This is a genomic window from Streptomyces sp. NBC_00670, assembly GCF_036226765.1.
GTDB lineage: Bacteria > Actinomycetota > Actinomycetes > Streptomycetales > Streptomycetaceae > Streptomyces.
Window position 1 is genome coordinate 5014400 of sequence record NZ_CP109017.1, and the last position, 26791, is coordinate 5041190.

Genomic DNA, 26791 nt, shown 5'->3' on the forward strand with positions numbered 1-26791 from the left:
TCCTATCGCCACACCAACGCGACCGAGTAGCCGTCGACTTCACGCGCCCAGCTGTCGAAACACGTCCCGTCCGTCCGGCCCGTGCCGTGCGCGCCGTCCGTCCCGTCTTCCCGGGACAGATGGCGTACGAGACCCGGCCCCGCACGCCACGAGAAGCGGCCGTCGGCCCGCCAGTCGGTCAGCTCGACCTCCCGGGGGTCGACGCGCAGGCCGAAGCCGAAGTGCTTGAGGACCGCCTCCTTGCACGTCCAGCGCAGGGCGGGCGGCATGGCGCGCAGCCCGGCGGACTCCGCGTCCCGCGCCGCACCGGAGGAGGGGGCGAGCAGCTCCGAGAGCAGCGGGGGCATCCGCCGGGTGTGCTCGACGTCGATGCCGACGGCACGCGGCCCGCACACGGCGACGGCGAAGTCCACGGAGTGCGACAGCCCCACCTCGACGGGGGACCCCCTCTCCACGGGAAGCGCGACCCGCGGCCGGCCCGCCCGCAGCCCGTCCGCGACGGCGCCGATGCGCACGTCACGCGTGCCGGTCCGCTCGCCGAAGTGCCGCCCCCGGTACGCGCACACGCCGTGCTTGAGCGCGAGCCGTCCCGCCAGCCACTCCAGGCGCCGCTTGGGGAGCGAGAGCTGTCGCAGCCTCGCGGCCTCGGCCGGGCCGAGGTGCCGGGACTCCAGCGCCGTACGGGCCCGTTCGTCGAGCGTGCGCAGCCGGGCGATGGAGACGACGGCGAGCGTCAGCGGTCCGCGCACATGGCACACGTACAGCGGCCGCGCCGGATCGAGGACCAGGCGGTCGTCGAGCCCGGCCACCGCGCCACGGACCGGCGGCGCGGTCCCGGTGGGGTGGGCCGTGGGCACGCGCGCGGCGGAGCCCATGTCAGCGGTCCACGGGCGGCGGCAGCAGGAACGGGTAGGGGCGGCGCAGCACCTTGAAGTGCCAGAGGCGGTCGGCGGTGCGCAGCCGCTGGATCAGCTCCCACATCCGGGCGTCGCCCCGGTAGTAGGCGGCGACCTCCGCCGCCGTGATCGGCTCCGCCAGCCGGCCGTTGGCCTGGTCCAGGAAGGCCGGGATCAGCGCGTCCAGGCGCTCCTTGTGGAGGTTGCCGAGGAAGTCCAGGAGGACACCGCGGGTGTCGTAGAACTTGTCGAAGATCGACTTGGTCATCGACAGCCGGACGACGTCGCGCAGCACCCACGGCAGCGAGGTGAAGAACAGCCGGACGTCGAGCTTCTCCCGGCCCCGGGCGTCCCGCATGAGGGGCGTGGTGATGTCCAGGTACACCAATTCCCCGCCCACGTCGACCCAGTTGGAGGCCTGCGCGTCGAGGCCCAGGGTGGGGGAGACGGTCCGGTCCAGCTGGTCGAGGAAGCGGGAGAAGAAGTCCTTGGCCCAGGTCTCGTCCTCGGTGTGCAGCAGCCGGGAGCACAACCGCCGCTCCGGCAGTTCGCGCTGCACGCAGTACGCCACGATCCGGCCGCCGGGCAGGGGCGTGTGCCACACCTCGGTGTCGGCGACGCGCAGACCGCTGTCGGTGAGGCGGCGCAGATACTCGTCGAGCCCCTGCCGGTAGCGCGCGAAGCGCGTGCGGTCGGAGAAGACGGGCAGCCGCTTGCAGGCGTAGGCGCCCTGTTCGGTGCGGAGCCGGAGCACCAGGGTGACCTCGCCGTGGCCCAGGATGTCCAGGGAGCTGTCGTCGGCGGTGCGCAGCGCCTCGCGCACCCGCAGTTCGAGGCGGCCGAGTTCGTCGTGGGGAACCGTGAAGGACATGGGCATCGACCTTTACGTCTGCGGGTCCCGCACCGTGCGCGGACCCTTCACGTCTGCGTGTCCGTCCGGGCTTCGAGGGGGACGGATGTGGGGCCGGCCGGTGCACGGCGGTGCACCACGATCAGATGGATGGCGGCGGCGAAGAACGCGGCGTCCAGCACGAGGATCTGCGGCACGCTGCTCACCAGGATGAACACGAAGCAGACCAGCATCAGCAACTGCCCGTAGAGCGCGGGGAGCACCAGTTCCCGGTTGCGGATCAGCACCAGTCCGCTCACGACCATCGCGGCCGCGACGAACACGGTGACGCCCGTCGGGTGGCCGTCGAGCCAGTCGGTGAAGCCGCCGAGCACGGCGACACCGTGGTTGGCGTCGGCGGCGTCGTCCAGGCGCTGCTCCACCGACTCGATCTCCGGGAAGAACTTGCCGATGCCCGCGATGATGTAGAGGACGCCGACGACACGCTGCAGTATCAGGATTCGTTTCGTCACCTGTCGGATTCTTCCGATGTCGGGGCCGGCCGGCCGGGGGTCTTTCCGGACAAGGTGTGGCGGGAAGCAGCACAAGTCATCGGCGGAGTACGGCCGTTCACGCGGCCGTCAGGACCAGTACGGCGTTCTGGCCGCCGAAGCCGAACGAGTTGCTCACCGCCACCCGCACGTCCCGCCGGCGCGGGGACCCGGCGACCACGTCCAGTTCGACGCCGGGGTCGGGCTCCTCCAGGTTGGCCGTCGGCGGTACGGTCCCGTGCTCCAGGGTGAGCACGGTCAGCGCGGCCTCGATCGCGCCGGCCGCCCCCAGCGTGTGCCCGAGGACGCCCTTGGCCGAGGTCACGGCCGCGCCCTCGCCCAGGACCTTGCGCACCGCCCGCGCCTCGGCCGCGTCGTTGAGCGGGGTGGACGTGCCGTGGGCGTTGACGTGGTCGACCTCGTCGGGCATGACGTCCGCCGCGGCCAGCGCCGTACGCAGGGCGCGGATCACACCGTTGCCCTCGGGGTCGGGGGCGGTCATGTGGTGGGCGTCGGCCGTGGCCCCGTAGCCGGCCACCCTCGCGCGGACCCGGGCGCCCCGGGCGCGGGCGTCCGCCTCGCGCTCCAGGACCAGCATGCCGCTGCCCTCGCCGATGACGAACCCGTCCCGGCCGGCGTCGAACGGCCGCGAGGCGGTGGCCGGCCGGTCCAGCCGTGCCGTCGACAGCGCGCCCATCTGGGCGAACCCGGTCACCATCAGCGGGCTCACGCCGGCCTCGCCGCCGCCCGCGAGGACGACGTCGCAAGCGCCGTCGCGCAGGAGGTGCAGCGCGGCGCCGATCGCGGTGGCCCCGGACGCGCAGGCCGTCGCCGTCACGAAGTTGGGGCCCGTGGCGCGCAGGTCCATGGCCAGGTGACCGGCGACCATGTTGGGCACCAGCATCGGGATCAGCAGCGCGGACACCGCCTGCGGCCCCTGCTCCAGCATGCGCCGGTGCTGGGCCTCCCACGTCGCCACGCCGCCCAGACCGCAGCCGACGACCACGCCGACGCGCGCGCCGTCCCACGTCCCCGGGTCGAGACCGGAGTCGGCGACGGCCTCGCGGGCCGCGGTGAGCGCGAGCTGGGTGAACCGGTCCTGGGTCAGCGCACTGCGCCGCCCCACGTGTGTGCGCGGCGAGAAGCCCGGGACCGTGCAGGAGATGTCCACGGGCAGCCCGGCCAGCGCCGGGTTCCGGGCGGCGGCCGACGCGCCCGCGCACACCCCGCGCCAGGTGTCCTCGACGCCGATGCCGGCGGCGGTGACCAGGCCGATCCCGGTGACGGCGACGGCGGGCGGGGTGGCGGCGGGTGCGGTCATGACGAGGCCGTGGAGGCCGCGTGCTGTTCCAGGAGCTGGGCGACCCGGCCGATCGTGTCGCCGGGCGAGGCCGCGTCGTCGTCGAGGTGCACACCGAACTCCGACTGGATCACCAGCAGCAGCTCCACCAGGAACAGGGAATCCATGTCGAGTTCCTCGAACGTGGTGTCCGGGCCGATCTCGTCGCGCTCCACCTCGAAACGGTCGACGAGAAGGCCGACCAGCCTGTCGTACATCGCGCTCATGGGATGCGCCCCACCTTTCCCCAAGGCCCGTCCCGCGCGCCGCCGGGACCGGGGAGCGGGGACGAACGCGCGTTCGCGTGCCGGGAGTTCGCCGTACGAGTCTGTGCTCCGGGGCTGACCGCCCGCTGACCGATGACTGACCGCTCGCTGACGGGCCGGCCGCGTCAGCGAGCGGTCAGCGCGCGGTCAGTCATCGGTCAGGCCCCCGGGCGAGACTCGGGCTCGGACAAGTGGCTTCCGGCGGACGAGGAGCGCATGTGGTGGCACGTCGTACGGACACCGGTCGCACGGACACCCGTGGCACGCACACCGACCGCGCCGCCGTCCTGGCCGGCGTCGGGAGCTGTCTGCCGTCCCGGGTCGTGTCCAACGACGAGCTGGCCGGGCGTCTGGACACCTCGGACGCGTGGATACGCTCCCGGACCGGCATCGCACGGCGTCATGCCGCCGCGCCCGGCACGGCCACCTCCGACCTCGCCGTCGGCGCGGGCGCGAAAGCCCTCAAGTCCTCGGGCGAGCCGTCCGTGGACGCCGTGATCGTGGCCACGACCACGCCGGACCGCCCCTGCCCGGCCACCGCCCCGGTCGTGGCCGCCCGGCTCGGCATGACGGGGACGGCCGCCTACGACGTCTCCGCCGTCTGCACCGGCTTCGTCTACGCGCTGGCCACCGCCGCGGGCCTCATCCACGCGGAGGTGGCCGACCGGGTCCTGGTGATCGGCGCGGAGACCTTCTCCACCCTCCTGAACCCCGACGACCGCTCCACCTCCGTGATCTTCGGGGACGGGGCCGGCGCCGTCGTCCTGCGCTCCGGCACTCCCGCCGAACCCGGCGCGCTCGGCCCCTTCGACCTGGGCAGCGACGGAGAGGGCGAGGACCTCATCACCGTGCCGGCGGGCGGCTCGCGCCAGCGGCTGTCCGGGGCGGCGCCGGGCCCGGGCGAGGAGTTCTTCACCATGCGCGGCAAGGAGGTGTTCCGGCACGCCGTCCACCGCATGACCGGGTCGGCGAAGGCGGTCCTCGACCGGGCGGGCTGGACCGCCGACGACGTCGACCACCTGGTCGGCCACCAGGCCAACCTGCGCATCAGCCGGCACGTCGCGGAGGGGCTCGGGCTCCCCCGGGAGCGGTGCTTCCACAACATCGCCGAGGTGGGGAACACGGCGGCCGCGTCCATCCCCCTCGCCCTCGACCAGGCGCACGCCCAAGGGGTGCTGCGGCCGGGCCGGCGGGTGCTGCTCACCGCCTTCGGCGGCGGGCTGACCTGGGGCTCGGCAGTGCTGACCTGGCCGCGTCTGGACCGGTCCTGAAGGGCTGGGCCCGCCCGAAGACGAGAGAGAGCAGGACCGACCATGAGCACCCAGCAGTCCATCATCGACCACATCGCCGAGGCCTGGCTCGACGGCGACGCCGACGGGCTCGACGCCCAGGTCCCCCTCGCCGAGCTCAACATCATCGACTCCGCCGAGATCTTCTCCCTGGTGCACTACCTCCAGGACCGGTTCCGCGTCACGGTCCCGCTGCGGGAGGTCTCCCCGGCCAACTTCCGGACCGTCGAGGCGATCGCGTCCCTCGTCGAACGGCTCCAGCACGAGCGGGAGGGCGTCCGATGACGAGCGCGACGCGGGACACGCGGCAGGGGAACGCGGGGGAGCGCCCCGACCGGGAGGCCGTCCACCGGCAGGTCGTGGACATCGTCGCCTCGCGGACGCTGTACGAGGAGTCCTACCTCCTGCCCGACAGCCACTTCGAGGCGGACCTCGGGATCGACTCGGTGATCCTCGAATCCGTCCTCGTCTCGGTCAACGACCACTTCGCGCTGAGCCCGCCGCTGGCCGAGGGCCCCGCGACGATCCGCGAACTCGTCGACGCGGTGGTGCGGGCCCTGGGGGACGGCGCCGCCGTGGCGCCCGTGGAGGCGACGGATTCCGCCGACACCGTACTGGAGACCGTCCTCGCCGCCGCCGGACGGCACACCGCCTACCAGCGCCACCAACTCCCCGTCGACGCCGACCTGGAGAGCGAGCTCGGCATCGACTCCGTCCTCCTCGCCTCCGTCGTCGCCGACGCCGCACGCCGGCTCGGCCTCGCCGAGAGCCTCGCCGACGGCCTGACGGACTCCCTCGGCGCGACGACACTGCGCGGGCTCGCCACCGCACTGCGCACCGCCCGCGACGCCACCCCACCACCCGTGCCCCCCGCACCCGCTCCCGCCCCCACCACGGACGCCGGCCCCACGGGCGCCACCCCCGAGTGGGACAGCCGCTCGATGAAGGACTTCGTCGAGGAGCGCGACCCCGACCTGTTCGCCAAGACCCGCGGCTTCGCCACGTATCTGCGGCGGCGGAAGGCCGAACACCTCTACTGGTACGGCATGCCGCTGCGCTCCCGGTGCGGCAACCGGGCCGTCATCTTCGACGAACTCACCGGCCGCGAGCGCGAGTTCCTCATGTTCGCCTCCAACAACTACCTCGGCCTCGCCAACCACCCCCAGGTGATCGAGGCGATCTGCGACGCCACCCGCACCTACGGGGCCACCCACACCGGCTCCCGCTTCATCGGCGGCACCAACACCCTGCACAAGGAACTGGAACGCCGGCTCGCCGCCTTCAAGCAGCGCCCGGCCTGCGTCGTCTATCCCGGCGGCTACGCGGCCAACCTGGGCGCGATCTCCGCGCTGGTCAAGAGCTACGACACCCTCGTGGTCGACCGGCTCAACCACATGAGCATCGTCGACGGCGCCCGGCTCTCCGGCGGCATCCGCAAGATCTACCAGCACAACGACATGGCCGACCTGGAACGCATCCTCAAGCGCGCCGACGACCGCTCCGGAGGCCGGCTCATCGTGGCCGACGGCGTGTTCAGCATGCACGGCGACCTCTGCGACCTGCCCGAGATCGTCCGCCTGGCCAAGGAGCACGACGCCCGCGTCCTGATCGACGACGCCCACGCCACCGGCGTCCTCGGCGAGCGGGGCTCCGGGACCACCGAGCACTTCGGCCTCAAGGGCGAGGTCGACCTCGAACTCGGCACGATGAGCAAGGCGCTGGCCGGCATGGGCGGCTTCGTCGTCGGCGAGGAGGAGGTGATCGAGTACCTCCGCTACTACTCGAACTCCTACGTTTTCGCCGCCAACATCCCCGCCGGGGTGGCCGCGGGGCTGATCGCGGCGATCGACGTCATCGAGGCGGAGCCCGAGCGGATCACCCGGCTGTGGTCCAACATCCGCTTCCTGCATGGTCAGTTGGCCGACGCCGGCTTCGACCTGGAGAACACGCGCAGCGCCATCCTGCCCCTCGTCGTCGGCGACGAACGCAGGGCGATGGAGATGGGGCGCGCGGTGCGGGCCCGGGGCCTGTACTGCCAGACGGTGGTCTTCCCGGGGGTGCCGCTCGGCGACGCCCGGCTGCGGGTGAGCGTCACCTGCGAGCACACCCGCCAGGACCTGGAGAACGCCGCCGGGATCTTCGTCGAGGCGGCCCGCGAGACCGGCGTGCTGCCCTCGGCGGCGTGAGGCGGGGGTGACGGTGACGGAAACAGACGTGACGCACACCACGGGCGAGTCCGACCTCGCGCTGATCCGGCTGCCGCGCACCCTCCCCCCGGAGCGGGCGGACCGCCCCGCCCTCGTGGGGGAGCGGACCGTGACCCACGGCGAACTGCGGGCGTCCGTCGCCTCCGTGGCCTCCGGGCTGCTCGGCCTCGGTGCCGCGGTCGGCGACCGGGTGGCCATCTGGGCGGACAAGGGGCCGCGCTACGCCGAGGCGATCCTCGGCGCCCTCCAGGCGGGCTGCGCCTACGTCCCCCTCGACGGCGGCCAGCCGGTGGGCCGGGTCCGTACGATCCTCGCCGACTGCGCACCGGTGGCCCTGTTCACCGACCGCCGCCACTGGGAGCAGCTGTCCGGCCACCTGCTGCCGGACTCCCTCAGGACGGTCGTCGTCTCCGAGGACGGGGACGGGCACGGGCACGGGGACGAGGCCGGGTGCGGAGCCGGGGAAACGGGGACGGCGGGCGGGCGTCCGGGCGCCCCCGTCCGGACCTGGGCGGAGTTCACCGCCGCCCGGCACCTCGTCCTCCTGCCCACCCCGCACCGCGACGACCTCGCCGCGCTGCTCTACACCTCCGGCTCGACCGGCACCCCCAAGGGCGTCCGCATCAGCTACCGCAACCTGGCGGCCTTCATCCGGTGGGCGCGCTCCGAACTGCTCGTCGGCCCGGACGACGTCTTCGCCAACCACGCCTCCTTCAACTTCGACCTGTCCACCTTCGACCTGTTCACCGCGCTGTCGGCCGGGGCCCGCGTCTGGATCGTCCCCGACGACCACGCCCGCGACCCCGGCGCCCTCGCCGCGGGCATCCGCGCGCACGGGGTCACCGTCTGGTACTCCGTGCCGTCGGTGCTGCACCTGCTCACCGCCTCCGGTGCGCTCACCCCCGGGGTGGTCCGCACCCTGCGCCACGTCCTGTTCGCGGGCGAGGTCTTCCCGATCGGACAACTGCGCGCCCTGGCGGCGCTGTTGCCGCCCGGCACGGAGCTGTACAACCTGTACGGCCCCACCGAGACCAACGTCTGCACCTACCACCGGGTCCGCCCCGCGGACCTGCACCGCACCGAACCCGTGCCGATCGGCCGGCCGGTCACCGGCGCCCGGGTGTCCGTCGTCGACGAGGACGGACGCGTGCTCGACGGGCCGGACGCCTTCGGCGAGCTGATCGTCGAGGGCGACTGCGTCACGCCCGGCTACTGGCGCCGGGAGTCCGAACCCGCCGCCGAGGACCACTGGCGGCACCGCCACGCCACCGGTGACCTCGTCTCCTACGAGGGGGACGAACTGGTCTACCGGGGCCGCAAGGACCGCATGGTCAAGGTGTCCGGCTACCGGATCGAACTGGGTGAGATCGAGGCCGCCGTGCTCCGGCACCCCGACATCGCCGACGCGGCCGTCGTCCTCGACACGGCGGGCGCCGACCGGCGCATCGCCCTCTACTACACGCTGCGGACCCCCGGCCGGGGGCCCGGCCTCGTCGCGCTCAAGCGGCACTGCGCGCGGTTCCTGCCGCGCTACATGCTCCCGCGGACGGCGACCCGCCTCGACGAGCTGCCGCGCAACGCCAACGGCAAGACGGACTACCGCCGGCTGTCCGGGACCGCCGGCGCGGCCCGGCCGGCGCGGGCCCTGCCCGGAAGGTGACGGAGACGCATATGAACCATGGCCCGACCGGCCCGTACGGGCGGGGCGCGGAACCGACGACGGTTGCCGGGCTCCTGCGACACCACCGCGAGCGTCGCCCGGACGCCCTCGCGTACCGCTTCCTGACCGGGGCCGGGGATTCCGACGGCGAGTCGGTCAGCTACCGCCAACTCGACTCGCGCGTGCGGGCGGTGGCCGCGCTCCTCCAGCGCGAGCACCTGGCCGGGAAGCCGGTCCTGCTGCTCCACCCGCCGGGGCTCGACTACGTCGCCGCGTTCCTCGGCTGCCTGTACGCGGGCGCCGTCGCCGTCCCCGCCTACCCGCCGGACACCCGGCGGTTCGGCCAGACCATGCCCCGGCTCGCCGCGATCGCCCGGGACGCGCGGGCCACGCACGCGCTGACGACGCGGGAGATCTCCCGCTTCGTGGCCGGCCGGCCCGGCGACCTCGCCGCGTTCGGCCTGGGCGGGCTGCGCTGGCTGGTGACCGGCGGCGCCGACACCGCCGGGGCGGAGGACTGGCGCGATCCGGGTCCGGTCCGGCAGGGCCCGGCATTCCTCCAGTACACCTCCGGCTCGACCTCGTCGCCCAAGGGCGTCATGGTCGGCGACGACAACCTGCTGCACAACCTCCGCGCGATCCACCGGCGGCTGGAGCACGACGCCGACTCGGCGATGGTCTCGTGGCTGCCGCCGTACCACGACATGGGCCTTATTGGCGGCATCCTGACCCCGCTGTACGGGGGGTTCCCGGCGCATCTGATGGCACCCATGACCTTCGTCCGGCGGCCGCTGCTGTGGCTGGAGACGCTGTCCCGCACCCGCGCCTCCACCAGCGTCGCGCCCAACTTCGGCTTCGAGACGTGCGTCCGCCGGATCACGGACGAGCAGCGCGCGGGGCTGGACCTGAGCGGGTGGCGGCTGGCGCTGAACGGGGCGGAGCCGGTGCGCGCCGACACCCTGCGGCGCTTCACCGACCGGTTCGCGCCCTGCGGCTTCCGGGAGGAGGCGCTGCTGCCGTGCTACGGGCTCGCCGAGGCCACGCTGATGGTGACCGGGGTCCGGGCGGGCGTGGCGCCCACCGTCGGGTCGTTCGCCGCCCGGGAGCTGGGCGACGGCACGGTCCGGCCCGTGCCGGGCGGCGGTGGGGGGCGGGTGACCGAGGTCGTCGGCTGCGGTCCGGTCGTCGACGGTGTGGACGTCGCGATCGTCGACCCGGGCACCCGGCGGCGGGTCCCCTCGGGGGACGGAAGCGGTGGCGGAGGCGGTGGCCGGGTCGGGGAGATCTGGCTCGCCGGGGGCAGCGTCGCCCACGGCTACTGGCGCCGGCCCGAGGCGACGGAGGAGGCGTTCGGGGCGCGTATCGAGGGCATCGGGGGCATCGGGGGTGAGGACGGCGGCCGGTGGCTCCGCACGGGAGACCTCGGCTTCGTGCGCGACGGCGAACTGTACGTCGTCGGCCGCACCAAGGACGTCGTCATCGTGCAGGGCCGCAACCACTACCCGCACGACATCGAGCTGACGGCCGAGCGCACGGACCCGCGCCTGCGCACCGGCTGCGGCGCGGTGTTCGCCGTCGAGGTGGACGGCGCCGAGGAACTGGTCGTCGCCCACGAGGTCGAGGGGCGGCGGGTGGACGACGCGCCCGCGCTGCTGGCCCGGTTGCGCACCGCCATCGCCGAGGCGCACGAGGTCACCCCGCACGCCGTCGTCCTGCTCAAGCGCTCGACGGCGCACAAGACGACCAGCGGCAAGATCCAACGCCAGGCGTGCCGACGGGACTTCCTCGACCTGGGCCTGTCGGTGGTGGCGGCGAGCGTGACCCGGGGCGTGGGGGCCCCGCCCCCCTCCGCCGACGCACTGGCCGCACTGCCGCCCGCCCGGCGCCGGCGCCGGGTGCTCGACGCGGTCACCGAGACCCTCACCGGGGTCGCCCCGACGGACGACCCCCCGGACATCACCGACTGGACCTTCGCCGAACTGAACCTCGACCATCCGACGCTCCTGACCGCCGTACGCGACCTGGAACAACGGCTCGGCGTACCGATCCCGTACGGCGAACTGCTCGTACGCCCACGAGTGACGACACTGCTGTCACTCCTGCTGAACGAGGACACCAAGGACACCGAGGACACCGAGGACACCGAGCACGCCCCCACGCCCACCGAGGACTCCGCGGCGGCCACGCCCCACACCCCCGAGGCCGTCGAGGAGTGGCTGACCCAACGCGTCGCCACCCGCCTGGACCTCCCGCCGACGTCGATCGACCCCCACCAGCCCCTGACCTCCCTCGGCCTGGACTCCAAGCAGGCCGTGGAACTCGTCTCGGAACTCGCCGCACTGACCCACCGCACCCTCACGACGGCCACGGTCTTCGACCACCCCACAATCCGTGCCCTGTCCGCCCACACGGCCACGGCCCCCGCCGCCCGGTCCGCGGCTCCCGTGGCTGCGGCACCCGAGCCGGAAGCCGGTGTCGTGCACGGCGCCGGGGCCGGGCGCCCCGGCCCCGACGAACCCGTCGCCGTCGTCGGGATCGGGTGCCGGTTTCCCGGTGCGCCCGATGTGGACGGGTTCTGGCGGCTGCTCGTGGACGGGCGGGACGCCGTTGGCGAGGTGCCCCGGGAGCGGTGGGACGGCGCCGGGGTGGACGCGCCGGGGTACGGGGGGTTCCTCGACGGGGTCGACGGGTTCGACGCGCGGTTGTTCGGGATGTCGGCGCGGGAGGCCGCCCGTACCGACCCGCAGCAGCGGCTGCTGCTGGAGGTCGCGCGGCAGACGCTTGACGACGCCGGGCTCGACCCGGCGCGGCTCGCCGGCACCGCCACCGGCGTCTTCGTCGGCATCAGCAGCCACGACTACTCCGCGCTCCAGATGAGCCGCCCCGAGGCCATCGACGTCCACGGTGCCACCGGCAACGCCCACTCCCTCGCCGCGAACCGGCTGTCGTACACGCTCGACCTGCACGGACCGAGCCTCGCCGTCGACACGGCGTGCTCCTCGTCCCTCCTCGCCGTCCACCTCGCCTGCGAGAGCCTGCGCCGCGGGGAGTGCGGCGCGGCGCTCGCCGGCGGGGTGAACCTCATGCTCACCCCCGGCCTCTCCGTGGCGTTCGCGTCCGGCGGCATGCTGTCGCCGGACGGCCGCTGCCGCACCTTCGACGACGCGGCCGACGGCTATGTGCGCGGCGAGGGCGCCGGCCTCGTCCTGCTGAAGCCGCTCGCCGCCGCACTGGCCGACGGCGACCGGATCCACGCCGTGCTCCGGGGCTCGGCGACCGGACACGGCGGCCGGAGCAACGGCCTGACGGCGCCCCGGGGTTCGGCGCAGCAGGACGTCTGCGCACGGGCCCTCGACCGTGCCGGGCTCACCCCGGGCGAGGTGCAGTACGTCGAGGCGCACGGCACCGGGACCCCGCTCGGCGACCCCGTCGAGTGGGAGGCGCTGGCCGCCGTCTACGGCCGGGACCGCCCGGCGGACGCGCCCTGCCTCGTCGGCTCGGTCAAGACCAACATCGGGCACCTGGAGGCGGCCGCGGGCATCGCCGGACTGATCAAGGCGGCCCTCGTCGTCCGCCACCGCCAGGTCCCGCCGACCCTGCACCTGCGCACCCCCAACCGCCACCTGGTGCCGGACGCGGCCCTCGCCGTACCGACCCGGCTCACGGACCTCCCCGGCTCCCCGCAGGCGCCCGTCGCCCGCGCCGCCGTCAGCTCCTTCGGATTCGGCGGCGCCACCGCGCACGTCGTCCTCGAAGCCGCTCCCGCGCCGGTCCGGGACGACACCGCCCCGCCGCACCGCCCCGTCCACGCCCTCTGCCTCTCGGCCCACACCCCCACCGCCCTCACCGCCCTGGCCACCCACTGGCGCACCCACCTCGCCGCCGACCCGGAGGCGGACCTCGCGGCGCTCTGCGCCACCGCGCAGACGGGCCGCCCCCGGCTCGCCCACCGCGCGGTCCTCACCGGCCGCTCGGCCGGGGAACTGGACGCCGCGCTCGACGCCCTGGTGCGCGGCGAGGCGTCGACCGCCGTCGTCCGCGACCGGGTCCGCACCGGCCCGGCACCCAAGGTCGCGTTCCTCTTCAGCGGCCAGGGCACCCAGTACACCGGCATGGGCAAGGGCCTCTACGACACCCACGGCGGCTTCGCCCGCACCCTCGACCGCGCCGACGCCGTACTGCGGCCGTACCTCGAACTCCCGCTGCCGGAGCTGCTGTTCGCCGACGAGGGCACGGCCCTGCTGGGCTCCACCCGGTACTGCCAGCCCGCCCTCGTCGCGCTGGAGGTGGCCCTGGCCGAGCTGTGGACGTCGCTCGGCGTCCGGCCGGCCGCGCTGCTCGGCCACAGCATCGGGGCGTACGGCGCCGCGTGCGTGGCCGGGGTCCTGTCGCTGGAGGACGCCCTCACCCTGGCGGCGGTGCGCGGCCGGCACATGGACGAGCAGCCGGGCGACGGCGCGATGCTCGCGTGCTCCGGACCGGCCGACGTGATCCGCTCGGTGGCGGAAGGGTTCGCCTCCGTTTCCGTGGCCGCCGTCAACGGCCCGGGGCGGCTCGTCCTGTCCGGCGCCCGGGAGGAGACCGACGCGGCCCGGGCCCTGCTCCAGGAGCGGGGCGTCGTGGTCCGGCCGCTGGCCGTCTCGCACGCCTTCCACTCCCCGCTGATGGCCGGCGCGGCCGCCCCGCTGCGGGAGGCCGCCCGTGCCGTCCGCTTCGCGGAGCCCCGCATCCCGTGGATCTCCGACGCCACCGGCGAGCCGGTCACCGGCCGCATCGGCGGCGACGAACTCGCCGCACACCTGCTCGGCACCGTCCGCTTCGCCGACGGCCTCGCGACCCTGCGCCGCCTGGGCTGCGACACGTTCGTCGAGATCGGCCCGCACCCCACCCTGCTCAGCCTGGCCCGCACAGCTACCCCGCCGGACACCGACCACCCGACGCTGTGGCTCCCCTCCCTGCGCAGGGGCGCACCGGACCCGGCGGACGGCGCCGACTGGGAGACCCTGCTGCGGTCGCTCGGCCGCCTCCACTGCGCCGGCGGCGACGTCGACTGGGCGGCGCTCGACGAAGGGCACCGGCGCCCGCGCGTGCCCATACCGCACACGGTCCTGGAACGGCAGTCGTACTGGTTCACCCCGCCAACGGCGACGCCCGCGCAGCCTGTAGAGGAGGCACCAGCCGTGACGACACACGAACGCACGACCGGCGACGCCGAGTCGACGCCCCCGGCGGACCGCACCGACCCGCTTCAGGACCTCCTCGCCCACGTCGCCCGCGTCTGCTCCTTCCCCGTCGACCAGATCGCCCCCGACGCCCACCTCGGCCGGGACCTCGGCTTCGACTCCCTCATGCGCACCGAACTGGAACGCGCGCTGGCCCGTGCGTACCCCGGCGTCCTGGAGCGCCACCGGGGCTCCGGCTCCCTCCCGGAGGACCCGACCGTCCGCCAGCTCGCGGACGCACTCGGTTCCCGGGCCCTACGGACGGCCCCCACCATCGACGCCGCCCCCGACCCCGAGGCCCCCACCGTCCACCAGGAACGCACCTTCGAGGAGTGGCCCGAGTACGCCGAACTCCAGGGCCGGCTCCGCCAGGCCCGCTCCGGCGGCGCCAACCCCTACGGCCGCACCCACGAGGGCCACAACGCGGGGCACGCCACCGTCGACGGCCGTACCGTGCTGAACTTCGCCTCCTTCAACTACCTCGCCCTCTCCCACCACCCCCGCGTCCGCAGGGCCGCGCAGGAGGCCATCGACCGCTACGGCACGTCCAGTTCGGCCACGCCCCTGCTGTGCGGGGAAACGCCGCTGCACCACGAACTGGACGCCGAGATCGCCTCGTTCCTCGGCACGGAGGACGCGATCGTGTTCGCCGGCGGCCACGCCACCAACGTGGCCACCATCGGCCACCTCCTCGGCCCCGACGACCTCGTCCTGCACGACGAGTGGATCCACGACAGCGCCGTACGCGGCAGCATCCTGTCCGGTGCCCGGCGCCGCCCGTTCCCGCACAACGACTGGCGGGCCCTGGACGCCATGCTGGACGCCCAGCGCGCCCACCACCGCCGGGCCCTCGTGCTCATCGAGGGCGCCTACAGCCAGGACGGCGACATCCCCGACCTGCGCCGGTTCATCGAGGTCAAGAAGCGCCACGGCGCCATGCTGATGATCGACGAGGCGCACTCGCTCGGCGTCCTGGGCCGCACGGGCCGGGGCATCGGCGAGTACTTCGGCGTCGACCGCGGCGACGTCGACCTGTGGATGGGCACGCTCAGCAAGGCCCTCGGCAGCCTCGGCGGCTACATCGCCGCCCGCGGCCCGCTCGTCGAATACCTGCGGTTCACCGCCCCGCTGCACATCTTCTCCACCGGCATCTCCCCGGCGAACACCGCCGCCGCCCTGGAGGCGATCCGGGTCCTCAAGGACGATCCGCGCCGGGTGGCCCGGCTGCGCCGGCTGGCCGAGCACTTCCGCGACGAGGCCCGCGCCCGCGGCCTCGACATCGGCGTCTCGCGCGCCTCCGCCGTCGTCCCGGTCGTCATCGGCGACTGGGAGCGGACCATGGCGCTCTCCCACACCCTGCTGGAGCACGGCGTGAACGTCATGCCCATCGGCTACCCGGCCGTCGCCCGCGACGAGTGCCGCCTGCGCTTCTTCCTCAACGCCGACCACACCGAAGAAGACCTGGACCATTCCCTCGACCTCCTGGGGCGTGCCATGGCAGACCGGACGAGCGTGACGGCACCGAAGACCGGCGAGGCGGCGCCGGACACGACGGCCGACCGCGCCGCGACCGACACCCGCCCCGAACCCGCCCCGCGCCACCCCTCCGCCCCCGTCCCCGACTCCGGCCCCGACGTCCTCGTCGCGGGCGCGAGCGGCTTCATCGGCGGGCACCTGACCCGGCGGCTGGCCGAACACGGCCACCGCGTCCGGGTCCTGGTCCGCGACGGCAGCGACCGCTCCGCCTTCGACGGGGCCGACGTCGAGATCGTCACCGGCGACCTCGCCGACCCCGACAGTCTGCGCCGCGCCACGGCCGGCGTACGGCACGTCTACAACTGCACCGGGATGTCGGCCGACTGGGGCCCCTGGGAGGAGTTCCGGGGCGTCAACGTCGACGGCAGCCGCCGCCTCGCCGAGGCCGCGCACCACGCGGGCACCGTCGAACGGTTCCTGCACGTCAGCACCACCGACGTCTACGGCTACCCGGCCACCCCCTGCGACGAGTCCGCGCCGCCGCGCGACATCGGGCTGCCGTACAACCGCAGCAAGCTGCTCGGCGAACGCGCCGTGCGCGAGACGGCCGAGCGGACCGGACTGCCGCTGACCGTCGTCCGGCCGGTCTCCGTCTACGGTCCGCGCAGCAAGGACTTCGTCATCGAGATCGCGACCCTGCTGCTCGCCAAGCAGATGGTGTACATCCGCCGGGGCGACGTCCCCGCCGGGCTCGTCTACGTGGGCAACCTGGTCGACGGCATGATCGCCGCCTGCGGCTCGGAGACGGCGGCCGGGCGCACGTACAACCTGCGCGACGCCGACCTGACGACCTGGCGGGAGTACGTCGAGGCGCTGGCCCACGGCCTCGGCGTCAAGCCGCCCGCCGTCAGCCTGCCGACCCCGCTCGCGCGCGGGGTGGCCACGGCGTCCGAGAAGCTCTACGGCGCCCTGCGGGTGAAGGCCCGCCCGGTGCTCACCCGGCACGCCGTCCACCTCTTCGACCGCGACCAGTCGTACGCCATCGACCGCGCCCGCGACGACTTCGGCTTCAAGAGCGAGGTCGGCTTCCAGGAGGGCATGGACCTCACCCTGGCCTGGCTGAACTCGCCCGAGGGCCGCAAGTACGTGCCTCGGTGATCCGGACGGCTCCGACGACCTTCGAACCGAGACGACCGAGGACTGCGAGGACTCACGTGCCCATTACCGAGCGACCGCCGGGGCCGCCCGCCACGACCCCGCGGTCACCCACCGCCTGGTTCCCGGGCCTCACCCCCGAAGGCGGGTCCCACGCCGCCCCGCTCCGCCTGATCTGCGTCCCCTACGCGGGCGGCACCGCCTCCGTCTACCGGGGCTGGGAGGCCGCACTCGGCACGGGCGTGCGCGTCGTCCCCGTCGCCCTGCCCGGCCGGGGCCTCCGGCTGCGCGAACCGCCCTACTCGGCCATGCGCCCCCTGGCCCGCGACCTCGCCGACGCCCTCACCGACTGCGCACTCACCCACGACTACGCCCTGTTCGGCCACAGCATGGGCGCGCTGCTGGCCTACGAGGTCGCCTGCGAGCTGCGTACCCGCGGCCACGAGGCGCCCCGGCACCTGTTCGTGTCCGGCAGCGCGGCACCCCACCTCTACGGCGACCGCGCGGACCGGACCCTGTCCGACGCCGACCTGCGCTGGCTGGTCCACGACCTCGGCGGCCTCGGCGACGACCCCGCCGTCGCCGGTGCCTACCTGGACCGGCGGCTGCCGGTGCTGCGCGCCGACCTCACCGTCTGCGAGGAGTACCGCTGGACGCCGCGGCCCCCGCTGGACTGCCCCACGACCGCGTTCTCGGCCGACCGCGACCCCGTCGCACCCCGCCCCGCCGTGGAGGCGTGGCGCGCGTACACCACCGGCTCCCTCCTCCACCACCACCTGGAGGGCGACCACTTCTTCCTCAACGGCCCCGCCCGCCCGGCGCTCCTGCGCGCGGTCCGGGACGAACTCGCCCGGCACGCCGAGCCGGAGCCCCCAAGGACCCCCGACACCCCGAAGAGGGATTCCCCATGGATCTGCTGAGCCTGGCCAGGACCGTCAAACACCGGGTGGAGGCACCCCTCACGGACGCGCTGTCCCTGGCGCGGATTGCCACCGACCCGCGCAACCCCGTCCTGCTGACCCTGTCGACCGCGCTGGTCAACCCGCTCTACCGGGCGGCCTTCCTCGCCTCCGCCGCGGGCTCCGGCGTCCTCGGCTGCCTCGCCGTACGCCCCTGCGACCTCGACAGCCTCGCCGAGTACCTGGAGGTCCCCCAGGACGACCGCCCCCGGCTGCGGGCCTGGCTCGACACCGGCGTCCGGCTCGGCGAACTGGGCACCCGCGAGGGCTGCTACCGGCTCAGGAGCCCCGCCGCCAGGCTGCTCGCCCTGCCGGGCAACGACGCCGTCGCCGCCACCCTGGAGGAGATCCTCCGCTTCCACGTGCCGGTCCTCCTCGACGCCCCCCGCATGCTCTCCGCCGGCCGCCGCTTCTCGCTGGCCGACCAGGACGGCACCGTCATCGCCCGCTCCTCCCTCGCGCTGCGCGCGATGGTCGAGGCCGCCCTCGACCGGACCCTCGACCGGGAGGGCCCCGTCCGCCTCCTGGAGGTCGGCTGCGGCACCGGCGCCCACGTCCGGTACGCCGCCGAGGCCAACCCCCGGCTCACCGCCGTCGCCGTCGACCTGCAGGAGGACGTCGCCGCGCGGGCCGCCGACAACATGGCCGCCTGGGGCCTCGCCGACCGGGTGGAGACCCGGCAGGGCGACCTGCGCACGCTGGACCTGCAACCGCAGTTCGACCTGGTCACCCTGCACAACAACATCTACTACTTCCCCGAGGACGAGCGCGTCGAGGCGCTGCGCCGGGCCCGCGCCCTGCTCGCCCCCGGCGGCCGGCTGCTGCTCACCACGTCGTGCCGGGGCGGCGGCAACGCCGGACTCGACGTGCTCAACCTCTGGTTCACCTACGCCGACTTCGGCGGCCCGCTGCCCCACGCGGACGACCTGGCCGCGCAGTTGGCGGAGGCGGGCTTCACCGACGTACGGGCCACGCGGATCGTCCCGGGCCAGCCGTTCCGCGCGTTCACCGGCACCAGTACGGGATCCGGCGCCGGATCCCCCTCCTCCGTCCGGAGCGTCCCGTCCGTCCAGAGCGTCTGAGCAGGCCAGGAGCACCCGGAGACCCCGGAGCCCCAGGAGACCCAGGAGACCCCCGCATGGAAACCCGATCCGACAGCGCCCGCGCCGCCTCCAAGGCCCCGCACGCCGACCTCGTCCTCACCCTGGGCCACGGCCACGCCACCGTCGAGACGGCGGGGGGCAAGGCGACCCGGCTGGCGGAGATGACCGGTGCCGGACTCCCGGTACCGCCCGCCTTCTGCCTCACCACCGCACTGTTCGACCTCTTCCTCCGCGAGACCGGCCTGGCCGCCGAGATCCGCGCCGCCGAGGCCCGCGGCGCGGACAGCCGCACCGTCCGCGAGCTGATCACCGCCCGGGAGCTGCCCGAGCCCCTCGCCCGTACCGTCCTCGCCGCCTACGCGGACCTCGGCCGCCCGCGCGTCGCCGTCCGCTCGTCCGCCTGCCGGGAGGACGCCGCCGACCGGTCGTTCGCCGGACAGCACGACACCGTCCTGGACGTCTCCGGCGACCAGGCGCTGCTGGACGCGGTGAAGACCTGCTGGGCCTCGCTCTGGTCCGACCGCGCGGCGGCCTACCGGGACGGCGGCGCGGCGGGCTCCATCGCCGTGGTCGTGCAGGAGATGGTGCACGCCGACGTAAGCGGGGTGCTGTTCACCGTCGACCCGGTCGGCGGCCGCCCGCACCGCATGGTGGTGGAGGCCTGCTGCGGCCTGGGGGAGGGGCTGGTCTCCGGGCGGGTCTCCAGCGACTTCTTCGCCGTCGACGACCGCACCCTGGAGGTGGTCGAGGAGCGCGTCCGCTACAAGGTCACCAAGTGCGCCTCCGTGACCCCCGGCACCATCGGCATGACCAAGGTCGACGCCGCCGACCGCGACGCCCCCTGCCTGACCGGGGAACAGCTCACCGCGCTCGCCCGGCTCGCCCTCGACGTCCGCGCCCACTACGGCACCGAGCAGGACATCGAGTGGGCCCTGCGGGACGGCACGCTGTACCTGCTGCAGACCCGGCCGATCACCACCCGCCCCCGTCAGACCCCCCGCGAGGAACGGCACAGCCCGTACGTCGCCCCCCAGCCGGAGGCGGTGCAGCAGGGCACCCTGTGGTCCCGCATGGACATCGGCGAGATCTTCGTCGGCCTGATGTCACCGCTCGGCCTCAGCTTCGCCCGCTACTACCAGGAGCACGTGCACCGCGACTGCGCCGCCGCCCTCGGCGTCCGCGACACCGGCGACGTCGACCTGCACATGGGCTACCTCCAGGGCCACGTCTACCTCAACATCTCCTACACCGCCCATCTGCTGGGCCAGTGCCTGCCCACCCGCGACCAGCGCCACTTCACCAGCCGCTTCGTCAGCGAGGAGGCCGACCTCTCCACGTACGAGAACCCCTTCGGCACCTTCCCCGGCGGCCTGGAGGACCTGCTCTCCACCCTGCACTGGGTGCGCGCCACCGCCACCGAGATGCTGACGATGACGCACCGCGCCGAGGAGATGGTCACCACCCGGCTCTACGAGTTCGACCGCGCCCGGCGCCTGGACCTCACCCGCATGAGCCGCCGCGAGCTGCACGCCGAACTCACCCGCTACCTCGGCTTCTTCCACGACGCCCACGTCGGCTACATGCCGTACTACATCAACGCGTTCGGCTTCTACGGAGTCCTCACCGAGCTGTGCGGGAAGTGGCTCGGGGCCGAGGGCGACAACCTGCAGAACCGCCTCAAGACGGACATGTCCAGCCTGCGGACGGTCGCCTCCGCCCAGGAGATCTGGAAGGTCGCCCAGGCCGCGAAGGCCCGCCCCCGGGTCATGGAGATCATCGACGGGTCGCCCCTGGAGGAGATCGCGGGCCGGCTGCGCGCCGACGACGAGGGCCGCGCCTTCTGGACGGCCGAGATGGAACCCTTCCTGCGCGCCAACGGCACCCGCAGCCGCCAGGAGATGGAGCTCACCCACCCGCGCTGGATCGACGACCCCTCGTACCTCTTCCAGATGATCCGCCGCTACGCCGCCGACGGCTTCACCGTCGAGGACATCATGGGCCGCAGCCGGGCCAGGGCCGAGGGCGACGTCCGGGCGGCCGTACGCGCCCTGCCCCTGCGGCAGCGCCGCACGCTGGAGACGGTCATCTCGCTCTACCGGCTGTGCAGCGAACTGCGCGAGACCACCCGCATGTCCATGGTCACGTCGATCTGGCTGGTCCGGAACGTGGTCTACGAGGTCGGGCGGCGGCTCGTCGAGGAGGGCGTCCTGCACTCGGCGGACGAGGTGGCGTACCTCGACTTCGAGGACGTCCGCGCGTACCTGGCCGGGGTGCGCCCGGCCCGGGAGGCGTTCCCCCGCGCGGAACTGGACGAACGGCGGCGCCTGCACGACTACCACAACCGGCTGCCCGAGCCGCCCCTGACGTTCGTCGGCGAGCACGACCCGACCCGGCCGGCACGGCGCGGAGCCGGCGCGGCGGGCGGGACGCGTGCGGAGGGGAGCGGGTCCGGCACCGCGGGCGGGACCCGCCTGGAAGGGCTGGGCTCCAGCCCGGGCCGCATCGTCGGCCGGGCCCGCATCGTGGAGGACCTGGTCTGGCAGGCCGACGAGTTCCAGCCGGGAGAGATCCTGGTCACCCGCTACACCGACGCCTCCTGGACCCCGCTGTTCGCCATCGCCGGCGGCGTGGTCACCGACATCGGCTCGATGCTCTCGCACAGCTCCATCGTGTCGCGGGAGTTCAACGTGCCGTCGGTCGTCAACACCAAGGACGCGACGCAGCGCCTCCGCACCGGCGACACGGTCGTGGTCGACGGCGACCGGGGGACCGTCGAGGTCGTCGAGTCGGCCGAGGGCTGAGTTCCCCGTACGCATCCGCCAGCCAGTACACCGCACCCGGCCCCTCCGGGCGCGGCGACGAGAGGAGAACAGCCCGATGATCCCCAACCAGTGGTACCCGATCCTGCAGACGGGCGACATCGCACGCGACAAACCCACCGGGGTGCGCCGCATGGGCGAGGAACTCGTCCTGTGGCGCGATCTGGACGGCAACCTCGTCTGCCAGACGGCGCGTTGCCCGCACAAGGGCGCCAACATCGGCGACGGCCGCCTCAAGGGCAACACCGTCGAGTGCCCGTACCACGGCTTCCGCTTCGACGCCGAGGGCACCTGCAAGGTGGTGCCCGCGCTGGGCTCCGGCGCCCGCATCCCCGCCTCGCTCAAGCTGCGGACGTACCCCGTGCGCGAGCAGCACGGCCTGGTCTGGCTGTGGTGGGGGGACGACCGCGAGGAACTCCCGGCGATCGAACTGCCGGCCGAACTCGTGGACAACTCCCGGCCCTACGAGACCATTTCGTGGACCCGGCCGCTCCACTACACCCGCTACATCGAAAGCCTGCTCGAGTTCTACCACGTGACCTTCGTGCACCGGGACCACTGGACGAACAACATCGACTACACGTTCATGTACGGCACCGCGCGCAAGCTCTGGACGGACGGCCGCGACCGCTACCTGGCCGCCAACAGGATCGTCAACCACAAGGTCGAGGTCGACGGCACCACCATCCGCTCCACCTTCGACCAGTGCGAGGAGGCCAACCCGGAGAACACCTCCCACTTCAATCTGATCTACCAGGCGCCCGGGCTGACCCATGTCAAGACCGGCCTGCTGGAGATCACCACCTGGCTCACGCCCATCGACGACGAGAACACCCTGGCCATCATGCGGCTGTACGAGTACCCGATGCTGCGGGCCATGGTCCCCTTCAAGCCGCTGCGGCCCTGGGTGCTGCGGGCCTCGCTGCTCATGGAGCGGCTCGTCCAGGACCCGCAGGACGTGGGCATCATGCTCCGCCAGGAGCCCAAGGTGAGCGAGCGCGGGGTGAACAAGTTCATCGCGGTCGACGAGATGAACGCGAAGTTCTTGCAGATGCGGGACCGGCTGAAGGCGGAGGCGGCGGCGCACGCGGAGGCGCGGGCGAGCGAGGAGGAGACCCCGGCCAGGCCTGCGGACGAGGCCACGCCCGGCAAGGCCACGCCCGCCTCCCGCGCCCGGCGCACCCCCAAGCCGAAGCCCCGCACGGACGACCTGGCCGAGGCCCGGTCGTAGGCCCCCGTCCCGAACCCCACGACCCACGCACCGCGAACGGAAGGGGAGCGACCCATGGCCGAGGCGACCGGGCACGAAGGAAACGACGGGCCCCCGGAAGAGGACCGGAACCCGGACCGGACGAGCCCCCGTGACCTGCTCATGGAAACGGTCGCCCAGGCCATGCTCACCCTGGCCCGGGGCCGCGACGTCCTCGACCGCTGCCTCGACGACGACGGGGGCGTGGACGACTTCGGCTACGACCCCGAACTCACCGACGACGTCCTGCTGCCACCGCTCAGGCGGCTCTACGAGAAGTACTTCCGGGTCGACGTCGAAGGCCTGGAGCACGTACCCGCCGAGGGCGGCGCCCTCGTCGTCGCCAACCACTCCGGCACCCTGCCGCTGGACGCGCTGATGCTCCAGGTCGCCCTGCGCGACCACCACCCCGCCCACCGGGCGCTCCGGCTGCTCGCCGCCGACCTGGTCTTCGTGCTGCCGGTACTGCGCACACTGGCCCGCAAGGCCGGCCACACCGCCGCCCGTATGGACGGCGCGCTGCGGCTGCTGGAACGCGGCGAGCTGGTCGGCGTCATGCCCGAGGGCTACAAGGGGCTCGGCAAGCCGTTCGCCGAGCGGTACCGGCTGCGCCCCTTCGGCCGGGGCGGCTTCGCGGCCCTGGCGCTGCGCACCGGGAGCCCCCTGGTGCCCTGCTCCATCGTCGGGGCCGAGGAGATCTACCCGATGCTCGCCGACGCCCGCCCGCTGGCCCGGCGCCTGGGCCTGCCGTACTTCCCGATCACACCCGCGTTCCCGCTGCTGGGCCCGCTGGGCGCGGTGCCGCTGCCGACGAAGTGGACGATCCGCTTCGGCGAACCGATCCGCACGGACCACTACTCGGCCGAGACGCTTGAGGACCCCATGTTCGTCCACAAGCTCTCGGACGAGGTCCGCGACACCATCCAGGAGACGCTGACGGAGATGGTGCGCGGACGGACCGGACTCTTCGGGTAGCCGCTCAGCACCCGGCCGACTGTTCGAGATCCGACTGGCCGGTCAGGAAACGAGCCGCACGAACGGGGTCGCCTCACCGATCTTCCGGTAGGCGGCCTCGCTGCCGTCCGTGGGGAACCCCATGAGCTGGGCCAGCCGGCGGGCGGCCCGCGGATGCCGGCGGGCGTAGTCGACCATGACGTCACCGCCCTCGGCGGCGGACAGGAAGTGCGCGGTGACGGCGACCCGTCGCCGGCCGAACTGGAGGGCGACGTCCGGCCGTTGGCGCACGTTCTGGTACCAGTCGGACTTCGGCCCGAACCCGGAGGCGACGGTCCAGGTGTCCTTCTCCTTGTCGTACGACACGACTTCGAGCACCACCTGACGGGCGAGCCCGGACTTGCGTCCGGTGTGGTGCAGCAGCAGGAACCGCTTGCCGAGCAGCGGCCCGAGCCCGGCGCGGTACAGCCGGATGGGCAGGCGGAACGCCACCCGTCGCCATCCGGTGGGGGGCTGGGGCCGACGGGAGGGGGCTTCGTGGGACATGGTCACCTTTCTGCCGTGGCGGTGGTGGTGGGGGAGGGGGAAGGAGCGGCACCGGAGGCGCGGGAGCCGGTGTGCGGACGGCCCCGGCGACGCGTCCGGACCCGGAAGATCACCAGCCCGACCGCGGCGAACGAACCGGCCCAGAGAAGCCCCAGTCCGAGGTGGCCCCACAGGGCCGTGTCCCCGAAGGCGCCGCCGGCCGCGAACTGCATGGGACCGAAGGACGGGAACCACTGCAGGACGGGCTTGTTGGCGAGCGGGTTGCCGAGCGGGTTCTGCAGGAAGGTGTCCATCAGGGCACCCATGATGATGAGGAAGAACCCCTCCAGATCGCGTTTGACGAGCACACCGAGGAGCAACCCGAGGGCCCCGTAGGTGAGGGCGATGACGGTGAACCCGGCGAGCACGGCGCACCAACCGCCCGGCGAGGGACGCCAGAAGAACAGGATGGCGACGGCGGTGTAGAGGGCGATCGACAGGGCGACCACGGCGACGGCGAGGGTCTTGGCACCGATGAGCGTGGCCTGCCGGAACCCGGCGAACACCAGCCGCCGGTCGAAGGCGAGCGCCTTGCGGACGGCGTCGAAGACGACGAACCCGGCGATCATCGTCAGGGAGTTGAGCCCCGCCGTGATGAGGGTGAGATGACCGCCCTCGACGTGCAGGACCTCCCCGGTGGAGTACAGCTTGAAGTCCAGCGTCTCGCCGGAGGCGAGGGCGTCCATGAGCAGGTACCAGGCGGGCACGAACAGCAGGAGCAGCAGCCCGGCGAGCCGGTTGCGGGTCTGGTCGCGGACGGAGAACCGCAGGGCGGTGGAGAACTGCCCGTAGCCGGGCCGGAGTTCGTTCGCATCGTTCGCACTAGGCATGCGCGTGCCGCTCCTTCCCCGTGGAAACCCCGTCCCGGGGCGCGAGCCGCCCGTCCGCGAGATCGGCCAGCACATCGAACCGATCCTGCTCGAACACGAGATGAGTGATGACAACGACGGCCGTGCGATTGCTGCGCAACTCATCGACAAGATCCCAGAACCGCACATAGGTCTCCCAGTCGAACCCCTGATAGGGCTCGTCGAGGAGCAGCAGACCGGGATCGTGGAGCAGGGCGAGGGTGAGGTTGAGCTTCTGCCGGGTACCGCCGGACAGCTCACCGGCGACGGTCCCGGCGTACCGCTCGTACCCGAGGAGTCGCAGGAGTTCCTGCCCCCTGCGCAGGTCGGGCAGCCGATGGGCGGCGGCGAAGTACCGCAGATGTTGCTCGACGGTGAGCGCGGCATTGAGCACGGGCTCCTGCGGGCAGTACCCGAGCGCACCGGACAGGGAGACTTCCCCACGATCGGGGGAAAGGGTCCCGGCGAGAATCTTCAACAAGGTGGATTTCCCGGCCCCGTTCTCCCCGACGACGCCGACGAGCTGCCCCGGCGCGACGGTGAGCTCGGCACCGCGCAGCACGGACCGCTTCCCGTAGGACTTGTGCACGTCACGGGCGCGCAGCACGGGCGCGGACGCGGTTCCGTCGGACATACGAGACCTCCTTCTGGGACCTGGGACCTGGGACCTAGGGCTGCTCGGTGGACCCCTCCGGGGGCGAAGCGCCGAGCCCGCCCGCGTACACGCCGAGCATCTCGGCCCCCCAACGGGCCATGCCGTCGGCGGAAAGGGGATCGCTGCCGAGGACGTCGGCGAGCCGGTCGCGCAGCAGAAAGACGGCGAGGTCATTGGCGAGCAGAAAGGCGGCCCGCACGTCCGCGTCCCGCCCGGGCACGGCGACCCCGGCGGCCACGAGCCCGTCCAGCGCCTCCCGGCTGAGCTGGAACAACCGCTGAAAGAGCTTGCGCCCGGCCTCGGAATCACCGAGCAGCAACCGGCGCAGGTAACCGGGCAGCGGCGACCCATCGGGCAGATACCGCCCGAACACCTCGCTGAGAAGCCCCGAGGAGGCGCCGGGATCAACCAGCTCGGCCCCGCCCTCCCCGGCCAGCTCCCCCAGCATCCCCTCGAACACCTCGAGAACGTACCGGTCGACCTCCTGCCGCAACCCGTCCTTCGACCCGAAGTGATGCAGCACGAGCCCCGGCGACACCCCCGCGGCCTCGGCAATCTGCCGCACGGTGACCACATCGGCCCCCCGCTCACCGAACAACCGCAGGGCCTCATCCCGAATAACAGCCCGAGCGGTCCGATCCTCAGCGGCGACAACTGAACGCATGTACAGCATCCTAAACAGACGTTCAGTCAGGCGTCCAGGGGGCGCCGGACCGGGCCCGGTGATCC

Annotated in this window: 19 protein-coding genes; 10 read left to right on the forward strand and 9 right to left on the reverse strand. The window is 73.4% G+C overall.

Annotated features, from left to right (window positions below; genetic code table 11):
* Positions 1-2: 2 nt before the first annotated feature.
* From OIE12_RS22430 to OIE12_RS22450, 5 genes are all read right to left on the reverse strand, one after another.
* Positions 3-875: a 4'-phosphopantetheinyl transferase family protein gene (locus tag OIE12_RS22430; RefSeq protein ID WP_329138066.1), complete on the reverse strand. Its 873-nt coding sequence runs from the start codon at positions 873-875 to the stop codon at positions 3-5.
* A 1-nt stretch (position 876) separates the two neighbouring features.
* On the reverse strand, positions 877-1767 hold the full coding sequence (locus OIE12_RS22435; protein WP_329138068.1) for a DUF6206 family protein: 891 nt from the start codon (positions 1765-1767) through the stop codon (positions 877-879).
* A 47-nt stretch (positions 1768-1814) separates the two neighbouring features.
* Entirely contained in the window at positions 1815-2258 is a 444-nt protein-coding gene (locus OIE12_RS22440; protein ID WP_329138071.1) for a DUF6041 domain-containing protein, read from the reverse strand.
* A gap of 97 nt (positions 2259-2355) precedes the next feature.
* Positions 2356-3597, reverse strand: a complete 1242-nt coding sequence (locus tag OIE12_RS22445) for a beta-ketoacyl-[acyl-carrier-protein] synthase family protein (RefSeq protein WP_329138073.1) — start codon at positions 3595-3597, stop codon at positions 2356-2358.
* Entirely contained in the window at positions 3594-3842 is a 249-nt protein-coding gene (locus OIE12_RS22450) for an acyl carrier protein (RefSeq protein WP_329138075.1), read from the reverse strand. The genes OIE12_RS22445 and OIE12_RS22450 overlap by 4 nt, the downstream gene beginning before the upstream one ends.
* A 257-nt stretch (positions 3843-4099) precedes the next feature.
* On the opposite strand from OIE12_RS22450, the gene OIE12_RS22455 reads away from it, so the two are divergent.
* The 10 genes from OIE12_RS22455 to OIE12_RS22500 all read left to right on the forward strand — a co-directional run bounded on the left by OIE12_RS22455 (position 4100) and on the right by OIE12_RS22500 (position 23995).
* Complete coding sequence (locus tag OIE12_RS22455; RefSeq protein WP_329138077.1) at positions 4100-5152, forward strand: beta-ketoacyl-ACP synthase III; 1053 nt, start codon at positions 4100-4102, stop codon at positions 5150-5152.
* Positions 5153-5194: 42 nt separating this feature from the next.
* Positions 5195-5455, forward strand: a complete 261-nt coding sequence (locus OIE12_RS22460; RefSeq protein ID WP_030380558.1) for an acyl carrier protein — start codon at positions 5195-5197, stop codon at positions 5453-5455.
* The gene (locus OIE12_RS22465; RefSeq protein ID WP_329138079.1) at positions 5452-7356 is read left to right on the forward strand and encodes an aminotransferase class I/II-fold pyridoxal phosphate-dependent enzyme; all 1905 of its coding nucleotides are present in this window, start codon (positions 5452-5454) and stop codon (positions 7354-7356) included. Before OIE12_RS22460 ends, OIE12_RS22465 begins: the two co-directional genes overlap by 4 nt.
* A gap of 28 nt (positions 7357-7384) precedes the next feature.
* On the forward strand, positions 7385-9037 hold the full coding sequence (locus OIE12_RS22470; protein ID WP_329138081.1) for a D-alanine--poly(phosphoribitol) ligase: 1653 nt from the start codon (positions 7385-7387) through the stop codon (positions 9035-9037).
* Between the two features lie 11 nt (positions 9038-9048).
* Positions 9049-16893, forward strand: coding sequence for an aminotransferase class I/II-fold pyridoxal phosphate-dependent enzyme (locus tag OIE12_RS22475; protein WP_329138083.1), 7845 nt, complete (start codon positions 9049-9051; stop codon positions 16891-16893).
* 56 nt (positions 16894-16949) lie between these two features.
* Complete coding sequence (locus tag OIE12_RS22480; protein WP_329138085.1) at positions 16950-17810, forward strand: thioesterase II family protein; 861 nt, start codon at positions 16950-16952, stop codon at positions 17808-17810.
* Entirely contained in the window at positions 17798-18931 is a 1134-nt protein-coding gene (locus tag OIE12_RS22485) for an SAM-dependent methyltransferase (protein WP_329138087.1), read from the forward strand. The genes OIE12_RS22480 and OIE12_RS22485 overlap by 13 nt, the downstream gene beginning before the upstream one ends.
* 56 nt (positions 18932-18987) lie before the next feature.
* On the forward strand, positions 18988-21753 hold the full coding sequence (locus OIE12_RS22490) for a PEP/pyruvate-binding domain-containing protein (RefSeq protein WP_329138089.1): 2766 nt from the start codon (positions 18988-18990) through the stop codon (positions 21751-21753).
* A gap of 76 nt (positions 21754-21829) precedes the next feature.
* Positions 21830-23002 carry an aromatic ring-hydroxylating dioxygenase subunit alpha gene (locus OIE12_RS22495; RefSeq protein ID WP_329138091.1) on the forward strand — a complete coding sequence of 391 codons (1173 nt, stop codon included), beginning with the start codon at positions 21830-21832 and terminating at the stop codon, positions 23000-23002.
* A 54-nt stretch (positions 23003-23056) separates the two neighbouring features.
* Positions 23057-23995 (forward strand): lysophospholipid acyltransferase family protein, encoded by a 939-nt coding sequence (locus OIE12_RS22500; protein ID WP_443053886.1) that lies wholly within the window; start codon positions 23057-23059, stop codon positions 23993-23995.
* Positions 23996-24037: 42 nt separating this feature from the next.
* Here OIE12_RS22500 and OIE12_RS22505 read toward each other — a convergent pair whose 3' ends face one another.
* The 4 genes from OIE12_RS22505 to OIE12_RS22520 are packed head-to-tail and all read right to left on the reverse strand — an operon-like array spanning position 24038 to position 26735.
* Positions 24038-24520 (reverse strand): nitroreductase family deazaflavin-dependent oxidoreductase, encoded by a 483-nt coding sequence (locus tag OIE12_RS22505; protein ID WP_329138093.1) that lies wholly within the window; start codon positions 24518-24520, stop codon positions 24038-24040.
* Between the two features lie 2 nt (positions 24521-24522).
* Positions 24523-25389 (reverse strand): hypothetical protein, encoded by an 867-nt coding sequence (locus tag OIE12_RS22510; RefSeq protein ID WP_329138094.1) that lies wholly within the window; start codon positions 25387-25389, stop codon positions 24523-24525.
* The gene (locus tag OIE12_RS22515; protein WP_329138096.1) at positions 25382-26041 is read right to left on the reverse strand and encodes an ABC transporter ATP-binding protein; all 660 of its coding nucleotides are present in this window, start codon (positions 26039-26041) and stop codon (positions 25382-25384) included. The genes OIE12_RS22510 and OIE12_RS22515 overlap by 8 nt, the downstream gene beginning before the upstream one ends.
* A gap of 34 nt (positions 26042-26075) precedes the next feature.
* Positions 26076-26735 (reverse strand): TetR/AcrR family transcriptional regulator, encoded by a 660-nt coding sequence (locus tag OIE12_RS22520; RefSeq protein WP_329138098.1) that lies wholly within the window; start codon positions 26733-26735, stop codon positions 26076-26078.
* Between the last annotated feature and the right edge of the window lie 56 nt (positions 26736-26791).

What these genes read in the sequence shown, in the direction of transcription:
- OIE12_RS22520 (WP_329138098.1), bottom strand. Translation starts at nt 26,735, where the DNA reads ATGCTGTACATGCGTTCAGTTGTCGCCGCTGAGGATCGGACCGCTCGG.
- OIE12_RS22460 (WP_030380558.1), top strand. Translation starts at nt 5,195, where the DNA reads ATGAGCACCCAGCAGTCCATCATCGACCACATCGCCGAGGCCTGGCTC.
- OIE12_RS22485 (WP_329138087.1), top strand. Translation starts at nt 17,798, where the DNA reads ATGGATCTGCTGAGCCTGGCCAGGACCGTCAAACACCGGGTGGAGGCA.
- OIE12_RS22505 (WP_329138093.1), bottom strand. Translation starts at nt 24,520, where the DNA reads ATGTCCCACGAAGCCCCCTCCCGTCGGCCCCAGCCCCCCACCGGATGG.
- OIE12_RS22515 (WP_329138096.1), bottom strand. Translation starts at nt 26,041, where the DNA reads ATGTCCGACGGAACCGCGTCCGCGCCCGTGCTGCGCGCCCGTGACGTG.
- OIE12_RS22435 (WP_329138068.1), bottom strand. Translation starts at nt 1,767, where the DNA reads ATGTCCTTCACGGTTCCCCACGACGAACTCGGCCGCCTCGAACTGCGG.
- OIE12_RS22465 (WP_329138079.1), top strand. Translation starts at nt 5,452, where the DNA reads ATGACGAGCGCGACGCGGGACACGCGGCAGGGGAACGCGGGGGAGCGC.
- OIE12_RS22445 (WP_329138073.1), bottom strand. Translation starts at nt 3,597, where the DNA reads ATGACCGCACCCGCCGCCACCCCGCCCGCCGTCGCCGTCACCGGGATC.
- OIE12_RS22510 (WP_329138094.1), bottom strand. Translation starts at nt 25,389, where the DNA reads ATGCCTAGTGCGAACGATGCGAACGAACTCCGGCCCGGCTACGGGCAG.
- OIE12_RS22450 (WP_329138075.1), bottom strand. Translation starts at nt 3,842, where the DNA reads ATGAGCGCGATGTACGACAGGCTGGTCGGCCTTCTCGTCGACCGTTTC.
- OIE12_RS22430 (WP_329138066.1), bottom strand. Translation starts at nt 875, where the DNA reads ATGGGCTCCGCCGCGCGCGTGCCCACGGCCCACCCCACCGGGACCGCG.
- OIE12_RS22500 (WP_443053886.1), top strand. Translation starts at nt 23,057, where the DNA reads ATGGCCGAGGCGACCGGGCACGAAGGAAACGACGGGCCCCCGGAAGAG.
- OIE12_RS22495 (WP_329138091.1), top strand. Translation starts at nt 21,830, where the DNA reads ATGATCCCCAACCAGTGGTACCCGATCCTGCAGACGGGCGACATCGCA.
- OIE12_RS22475 (WP_329138083.1), top strand. Translation starts at nt 9,049, where the DNA reads ATGAACCATGGCCCGACCGGCCCGTACGGGCGGGGCGCGGAACCGACG.
- OIE12_RS22490 (WP_329138089.1), top strand. Translation starts at nt 18,988, where the DNA reads ATGGAAACCCGATCCGACAGCGCCCGCGCCGCCTCCAAGGCCCCGCAC.